General features: G+C 41.1%; 1 protein-coding gene and 1 pseudogene. One reads left to right on the top strand and one right to left on the bottom strand.

Translation table 11 applies throughout. The annotated features are described in order from the left end of the window. Positions 1-1,646: 1,646 nt before the first annotated feature. The gene (locus EJ063_RS20170; protein WP_126576060.1) at positions 1,647-2,117 is read left to right on the top strand and encodes a hypothetical protein; all 471 of its coding nucleotides are present in this window, start codon (positions 1,647-1,649) and stop codon (positions 2,115-2,117) included. Positions 2,118-2,739: 622 nt separating this feature from the next. On the opposite strand, the pseudogene EJ063_RS20165 reads toward EJ063_RS20170, so the two are convergent. After that, positions 2,740-2,856, bottom strand: a pseudogene (locus EJ063_RS20165) (IS30 family transposase); the annotation flags it as partial.

Here is a 2,856-nt window from a genome sequence, read left to right as displayed (position 1 = left end):
GATAAAGCGCTAGTAACGGTAAACAAGGCTAACCTTGGTTCAGTCAAGGCTATAAAGCACAACAAAGGTGTTCTTGAGGTGGAAAAGGAAGTATCAGGACAAAAAGGTCTAGTTCAGTATTACTGGCTTAACACCTGCGCTTAGGCAAAAATATGCATAACAAAGCATTTAAGAGTGATTCGCAACGCTTGGCAGTTTCGCTTCGCTCAAGTATAGCCAAGCGCCGCTCACACCTTAATGCGGCGTTATGTTTACTTGCATTTCAAAGGCTTAAAGGTCTTAGGTTCTGGTTCTTTGTCCCTCTGGCAATTCGTCCCTAGTAGACTCAGCAAATCCGCTCTGTCGGCCTAATTTCTTGAATCTCTCAGCCCGTAGAACATGCCAATGTTCGCGGGTTGCTTCATTGTCAGGTCGTGGCGATCGGCTTCTTGTTCAACTGGCTCAAAGTCGCTTTCAGGTTCTTAGCCAATTAGCATTTCAGCTTGGCAGTTGCCTCGGCAATTCAGCATTGTTTTGCGCTTTAGTTGGAAAGAAAGGGCGCTTGTTGTTTCTTGGGCGGGTTGCCTCATTGGGCAGGGAAGTGGAATTACATGTTTTAGGTTGGTCACCTTTGGCGGTCAAGTCGGTTTCAGCCTTGTGGCTTGCTTCAGAAAACTAGTCAGAAATAGCAGTTCTTTCTCAATTAAGTCAGTGACTTGTGGTAAAACATAACAAGCAATTCAACAGTGATTCGCAACGCTTGGCGCTCTCACTTCGGGTTGAATTTAGTGTTTACGGCGCAGCCTTCAAGTTCATTGTATGCGCTGCTCACACGTTAATTGGGCGTTATGCAGCAGGAGTAAATCTGTGATTGAATATGAATTTGGACAATGGGTAATAAGAGGTATTGATACTGACCGACTATCCCACATATTTAGAATTTTAAAGGGTTCTATGGATTCGAGTTTAAAGTCTGTGCTACCTATTACAGATGGTTCAAACCTTGTTGGAGTACGTCTGAATCAAGCTCACACAAGTGATGTAACTAAGCATTTATTGAAGTTTGGGATATTTTGCCCCAAAAGAAAGTAGCCAGACGTATGTAATACACATATAGCAAACTGCTCATGACGCACTTCCAAATGAGAGAAGATTTACATGTTGTCTGGCTTCTTAATAATCTAATGGAATAAGGCATTGGATTCAATGGGTAATGCTGCATAACAAACTGTTCAAGAGGGATTCGCAACGCGTGGCATTTTTGCTATGCGTTGGTTTTTGTGTTTAAGGCGGTTTGCGGCGGCTTTTGTATTGTGTTGCTCACCCCTTAACAGGGCGTTAGGCAAAGGGCAGAAAAGTTCTTTGTTCTAATCTTCTTGCTTCCTTTGCCCATCGTTTTGCTCAGTCGGCAATTCCGTATTGTCGGCTCAAGTCCTTGAATCACTCCAACCGTAAAACATGCCAAAGTTCGTGGGTTACAAGTTATCGGTTAATCGATGAAGATGTTAATTTCGTGTGTGATTCAAGCGCATAACAAATTGTTCAAGAGTGATTCGGCACGCGTGGCATTTTTACTATGCGTTGGTTTTAGTGTTTAAGGTGGTATGCGGAAGCTTCGGTATTGCGTGCCTCACACCTTAACAAGGCGTTAGGGCTTAGAGGAAAATATGACTATTGAAGAGTTGAAGGAACTGTCACCTTTTTTGGCAGTGCTAGTTTCAATCATTGCTGTAGCTGTTGGTCCTTTTCTCTCTGGGAAAATTGCAAGAAAAGAATCTTTAGCAACGATGCGAGAGAAATGGATATATACATTTAGAGATACCTTGGTTGAATTGATCACTGAACTTGAATTAGAGTCATATGCTTTCAATAGTGACTCAATTTTCGCAGACGAGGAAGGTGAGCAGTTGTATAAACGATTACTCGCTAAAACCGTCCGTATTCGTTTGATGGTTAATACAGGCGAAGACGTTTATTTAAAGCTCACCGATAGCTTAGACTTATTCCTCAAGTCTTTACGTGATGGTAGCTTTGCTTCAAAAGAATCTGGCGCTAAAGACTTGGACGATTTATTACAAGAAATAAAAGAACTTTCAGCAGAAGCAATTCGTATGGAGTGGAAAAAAGTTTCGCCCTAACAATAAATTCAAGCAGATTCGCAACGCTTGGCACTTTTGGTTTGAATCAGCTTAAGTGTTTACGGCACAATGTTTTAGGTAAGTGGCAGCGTTGCTCACTACTTAATTTGGCGTTATGTGTCCAAGTGTCGTATGCACTTAGGATATAGAAGGATCTACTTTTATGGGCGTTTTTGTACAAATATCAATGAGGGGGCGGATTGTATCATTTTGCCTATTTGTAGCCTGTGTCTTGCTATGGGCAGATGTTACTGGGCAAGCAGGTGGAAAAATAGAAGTTAAATCAACAACTTTGAAGTTTATCGACTCTGGCTATATCGGAAGAGATAGTACGAAAAATTACTATTATATTTTAAACAACGGTCTCAAAGTTCGTGCACCAAGCTCGAGCCCGAGAAATGGACAATTCTTAACGGAATACCTAAGTGATGAATTAGTATGTAATGTAATTTACTTTGAGAATAATAGTATTATAAACAATGACGTAAGTATTGTTCATACGATTAAGTGCAGTAATGACGATTTGACTTATTCTTACAATTAGTAAATCTATTTGCGCTCAAGACAGGTTTGGTCTGTATAAGTTCACACACTTAGTATCAAGTTTGAAGTGCGACACTTTTTACAGATGCGCATGAATATACTCCTGTGGTGTAAAGAACCCAAGTCTTTTCCTTGGGCGCGAGTTTAGCTTTCCAGCTATTTGGTTACAGAGCCTCTGTGTCACGTGTGACATAGA

Origin of the sequence: Vibrio aquaticus, assembly GCF_003970385.1 — a bacterium.
GTDB classification, from domain to species: domain Bacteria; phylum Pseudomonadota; class Gammaproteobacteria; order Enterobacterales; family Vibrionaceae; genus Vibrio; species Vibrio aquaticus.
The sequence above is the reverse complement of the archived record's forward strand: the minus strand, read 5'-3'. Positions and strand labels throughout refer to the sequence as shown.